At 69.1% G+C, this 4,601-nt stretch carries 4 protein-coding genes and 1 pseudogene; 4 read left to right on the top strand and 1 reads right to left on the bottom strand.

Going from position 1 to position 4,601, the window contains the following annotated elements; translation table 11 throughout:
* A pseudogene (locus tag QZY48_RS11415) lies at window positions 1-312 on the bottom strand (hypothetical protein); the annotation flags it as partial.
* Window positions 313-931: 619 nt separating this feature from the next.
* Between QZY48_RS11415 and QZY48_RS11410 the strand changes: the two are divergent.
* The 4 genes from QZY48_RS11410 to QZY48_RS11395 all read left to right on the top strand — a co-directional run bounded on the left by QZY48_RS11410 (window position 932) and on the right by QZY48_RS11395 (window position 4,101).
* A complete protein-coding gene (locus QZY48_RS11410; protein WP_295430978.1) occupies window positions 932-2,293 on the top strand; it encodes a TrpB-like pyridoxal phosphate-dependent enzyme in 1,362 nt (453 codons plus the stop codon).
* Window positions 2,286-3,407 carry a LysM peptidoglycan-binding domain-containing protein gene (locus QZY48_RS11405; protein WP_295430977.1) on the top strand — a complete coding sequence of 374 codons (1,122 nt, stop codon included), beginning with the start codon at window positions 2,286-2,288 and terminating at the stop codon, window positions 3,405-3,407. The genes QZY48_RS11410 and QZY48_RS11405 overlap by 8 nt, the downstream gene beginning before the upstream one ends.
* 98 nt (window positions 3,408-3,505) lie before the next feature.
* Window positions 3,506-3,754 carry a hypothetical protein gene (locus QZY48_RS11400; protein WP_295430976.1) on the top strand — a complete coding sequence of 83 codons (249 nt, stop codon included), beginning with the start codon at window positions 3,506-3,508 and terminating at the stop codon, window positions 3,752-3,754.
* The gene (locus QZY48_RS11395) at window positions 3,751-4,101 is read left to right on the top strand and encodes a type II toxin-antitoxin system PemK/MazF family toxin (protein WP_295430975.1); all 351 of its coding nucleotides are present in this window, start codon (window positions 3,751-3,753) and stop codon (window positions 4,099-4,101) included. The genes QZY48_RS11400 and QZY48_RS11395 overlap by 4 nt, the downstream gene beginning before the upstream one ends.
* Window positions 4,102-4,601: the final 500 nt, after the last annotated feature.

The raw sequence follows: 4,601 nt of genomic DNA, 5'->3' as shown, positions 1-4,601 counted from the left end.
GCCGTTGGTCGTCACCGTCGTCGCGGTGGCATTGCCGCCCGCGCCGCCGGCGCCCGCCGCCGCCCCGGGCCGGTCCCCGCTGCCGCCCGCGCCGCCGCGCCCGCCGAGGGCGGTCGCGGAGTTGGCGGGGTCCGGAGCCGGTTTATTGGTCGCCGCGGCCGACTGGCCAGGGCCGCCCGGCGTCGCGGGATGACCGTCGCGGCCGTTGGCACCAGCGGCGCCGGTGACGGTCACGTCACTGGCCAACACCGGGAGCGCGGTGGCGCAGGCAAGGGTCAATGGCAGGAGGATCAGTGGTCGCGGTACGCGCATCGGTAGCTCCCAGGCAGGCACACGGGGTTGGGGGGCGGTCAAGGAGGCGTCCGCTTGCGGGATCAGGGCAACCCTGGTCCGCAAATCAACTTTGTAGTATTAAGTGAAACGTGACCGAAATCGGAGCCATCGTCAAGTTGACCCGACCAAGCGACAGGGGTTGGCCGCCGCCGTTAAAGCTCGCGGACAACACGCTGGTGCCGTCGACCGCGACGCGGAAGGTGAGGTTGGTGAAGTCCGCGCCGACGCCGACTGGAGGTACCCGCCCCCGCGGGTTACTGCCATTAAGTCAAGGCGCACTCGCTGACCGCGTCGCCTCTGCCTGGAGTCCAAGGCTTCAGCCTTGGCGCGCTCCAAGGCTGAAGCCTTGGACTCCAGGGGCTTGGGCTGCGGCGCTTAACTTAACGGCAGTGGCCCCCCGCGGGTGGGGGCTGAACCCGGCCAGCGGACCTGAGCGGCGAAGCAGAGCGGGCGTCGCGGCCCATACCGGCGGGCCAGACCCACGGTATGCCCCGCTCAGACCTGAAGCGCGCGCGCAAAGAACCTGGCAAACTGGGCAGATCCGACGAGTCACCGGCATCCGCCGCCGACTCCTGCACCCACGAGGCCCGAGAGCATCATGAGCGACACGGTCAAGTACCAGCTCGACGAAGAACACCTGCCCAAGCATTGGTACAACATCAACGCGGACCTGCCGGTCCCGCTGGACCCGGTGCTGCACCCCGGCACCCAGCAGCCGATCACGGCGGACGAGTTGGCGGTGATCTTCCCGCGGGCGGTGATCGAGCAGGAGATGAGCACGGAGCGCGAGATCGCGATCCCCGAGCCGGTACGCGAGATCTATCGCCAGTGGCGCCCCTCGCCGCTCTTTCGCGCCCGCCGCCTGGAGAAGGCGCTCAACACCCCGGCGAAAATCTATTACAAGTACGAGGGCGTGAGCCCCGCCGGCAGCCACAAGCCCAACACCGCGATCCCCCAGGCCTTCTACAACAAGATCGAGGGCGTGAAGCGCATCGCCACCGAGACCGGCGCCGGCCAGTGGGGCTCCTCGCTCGCGCTCGCCGGGTCCTTCTTCGACCTTGAGATCATCGTCTACATGGTCAAGGTCAGCTACAACCAGAAGCCCTACCGGCGCGCCTTCATGGAGACCTTCGGTGCCCAGTGCATCGCCAGCCCCAGCACCACCACGGCCTCCGGGCGCGCCATCCTGGCCGAGCACCCGCACAGCACCGGCAGCCTGGGGATCGCCATCAGCGAGGCGGTGGAGGTGGCGGCCCAGCGCGACGACACCAAGTACGCGCTCGGCAGCGTACTGAACCATGTCCTGCTGCACCAGACCGTCACCGGGATCGAGGCCATGGAGCAGATGGCGATGGCCGGGGCCCACCCGGACATGATCATCGGCTGCACCGGCGGCGGCAGCAATTTTGCCGGGCTGGCCTTCCCTTTCCTGGGCAAGCAACTGCGCGAGGGCGGCAACATCGAGTTCATCGCGGTGGAGCCCTCCGCCTGCCCGACCCTCACGAAGGGCCTGTTCGCCTATGACTTCGGCGACACCGCCCACCTGACCCCCCTGTGCAAGATGTATACGCTGGGCTCCAGCTTCGTGCCCCCCGGCTTCCACGCGGGCGGGCTGCGCTATCACGGCATGGCGCCCCAGGTCAGCCACCTGGCCAAGCTCGGCTATATCTCCCCGCGCTCCTACAACCAGTTGGAGTGCTTCGCCGCCGGCATCCAGTTCGCCAAGGCGGAGGGCATCATCCCGGCCCCCGAGTCGAACCACGCGGTGCGCGCGGCGATCGAGGAGGCCGAGAAGTGCCGCGAGAGCGGCGAGGCCAAGACCATCCTCTTCATGCTGTCGGGTCACGGTGACTTCGACATGCAGGCCTATACCGATTACCTGGGCGGCAAGCTCAAGGACCTGGTCTATGCCGAGTCCGAGGTCGCCATGGCCCTGGCCGGGCTGCCGTCGGTTGGCTGAGACCGGGCACCACCGGCACGCCCGCCGCCTGACTCAGGGCGGCGGGCGGGGCCTCCCACGGCGCTGGGGCACCCTGACCCTGGCACTGGTGCTGCTCGCCCTGGCGCCGGGTACCCCCCCGGTGCCGGTCGACGCCCGGGCCGATGAGGTGCCGGTCGGCGCCGCCGCACCGCCCGCGGGGACGGCGCCCCCGGCACCCGAGCGGGTCCAGGCCCAGGTCGAGCCGCCGGTCGATCCGGCGACCCAGGTCGAGGTCCTCACGCAGCGGGTGCGCGGCATCGAGGGCAAGCTCAAGGAGTCCGCGGCGGCGCGCAAGTCCGCGGACCAGGCACGCATGGAGGCGGAACGGCGCCTGGCGGAGGGCACCCAGGAGGGCGCCCGACTGAGCGCCGAACTCAGCCGGCTGCGCGAGGCCAAGGCCGACCTGGAGACCCAGCTCAGGCGCGCGCAGGAGCAGAACGCCGACACCGCCGCGCAACTGGCGGCGACCGCGCATCAGGTACGCGACCTCACCACCGCGGCCGCGGCCCAGACCGAGCACGAAGCGGACCTGGAGCGCCAACTCGAACAACGCCAGGAAGACCAGCGCCGCGGCGAGGCGGACCTGCTGGGGCGCCTGCGCGCGGCCGAACAGGCCCAATCCGGCCTGCGCGCCCAATTGCGTGAACGCGAAGGGAGCCTGACCAGCTTAAGCGTTGAACTGGGGGCCGTGAAGACGCAGCGCGACGCCCTCGACGAACGGCTCAAGGCCCTGAGTGCACTGGTCCCGGCCCCCGCGGGCGGCGCCCTCACCCTGGAGACGGCGCAGGCACGGTCGGCCACTGCCGCCGCCGCCCTGCGCGACGCACTCACCCGGGCCGAGGCCGGCGGCGACGCCCGCCTGCGGCGCACCGTGCGGGAGGCGGAGCAGGCCCTGCACCGCGCCCAGTTCACCGCCGCGCAGGTGGCCGAGGCACACAGCGTCTACCGGGTGCGGCCGGCCGATACCCTGGTCCTGATCGCCAACCGCATCTATGGTGACGGTGCCCGCTGGCGGGCGATCCGGGAGGCCAACCGGCACGTCCTGGCCGATCCGGATCGGCTGACGCCGGGGTTGACGCTGGTGATTCCATGACTGCGTGGCCGCGCGGGGCCGGCGCGGTTGACGGGGATCGCTACCGGCAGGTCGTGCGCGCCTGTCCTATGCTGAAGTAGCCGCTTTGGAGGAAGACCATGGGCCATCCGATTTCAGTACGGTTAGACGAGGACATCCAGTTGACGCTGGAAGACGCGGCGCGGGAACGCGGCGTGGGCCTGTCCACCTATCTGCGGGAGGTGGCGGCGACTGAGGCCAAGCGTCTGCGGCGCGAGCGCATCCGCGCCCAAAGCCGGACCGTCGGCGCCTATGTCGAGGCCTGCGCCGAGGCCCGGGAGTTTTACTCGGACTGGGGGACGCCCTCCGGCGAGGGCCAAACCCGGTGAGCTTTGACGCGGGACAGATCGTCTTGGTGGACTGGCGCGACGCCTTGCCGAAGGAGCCCAGCAAGCGCCGCCCCGCCGTCGTGGTCGAGGATCGTGGTCTGTTCGACGACACCTATCCGAACCTCATCCTCGTGCCCCTGGCAGGGGATGCCCACCTTGCCATTGCCGACCTCGCGGTCGCGATCCCGCCCACGCCCCAAAACGGCTGCACCAAACCGTGCTACGCGCTGGCCCATCACGTCACCACCACCTCCAAGCAGCGGATTACCCCGACGCCTTCGCACGTCACCCAGGCGCAGCTCGCGGAGATCCGGCGGCTGATCGGTATTTCTCTGGGGATTGCATGAGCGGTTTCGCCAAGAAATTGTCCGTCGGCAGACCATCAAGGTGCTGCTCCTGAGCGGTCTCGCGCAGTTCCAGGTCGATCATGCACCCTCCATTCGGCCGAGCCGCGCCTGGGTGTCGCGCCGGATGAGCAAGACAAGATTTTGGATTTCCTCGGCCATCGGGATGGCTCCTGGTACCTTACTTCACCTGATCTTGCGCCGCTCAAGCCCCGCAGGGGCGCGACATACCAGCCCAGGGCAACGCCCTGGGTATGACGGATAACAGACCCAGCCCTGAAAGGGCGTGACATAACGAAGCCCGCCGTTGTGTCACGCCCTTTCAGGGCTAGACCGAAACAACAACGCTAACTAACCCAGGGCGTTGCCCTGGGCTGGTCTATTCGACCCCGTTGGGGTCGGTATGCAACAGAAGGTGGAATGGGGTACTGATCGGAGGTGAAAGGGGGCTTGGTTCGAGCATCCGGATCGGCTGACGCCGGGGATTCCGTGAGCCTGGTCGG

The organism is uncultured Thiodictyon sp. (genome assembly GCF_903828115.1).
Classification (GTDB): domain Bacteria; phylum Pseudomonadota; class Gammaproteobacteria; order Chromatiales; family Chromatiaceae; genus Thiodictyon.
The sequence above is the reverse complement of the archived record's forward strand: the minus strand, read 5'-3'. Positions and strand labels throughout refer to the sequence as shown.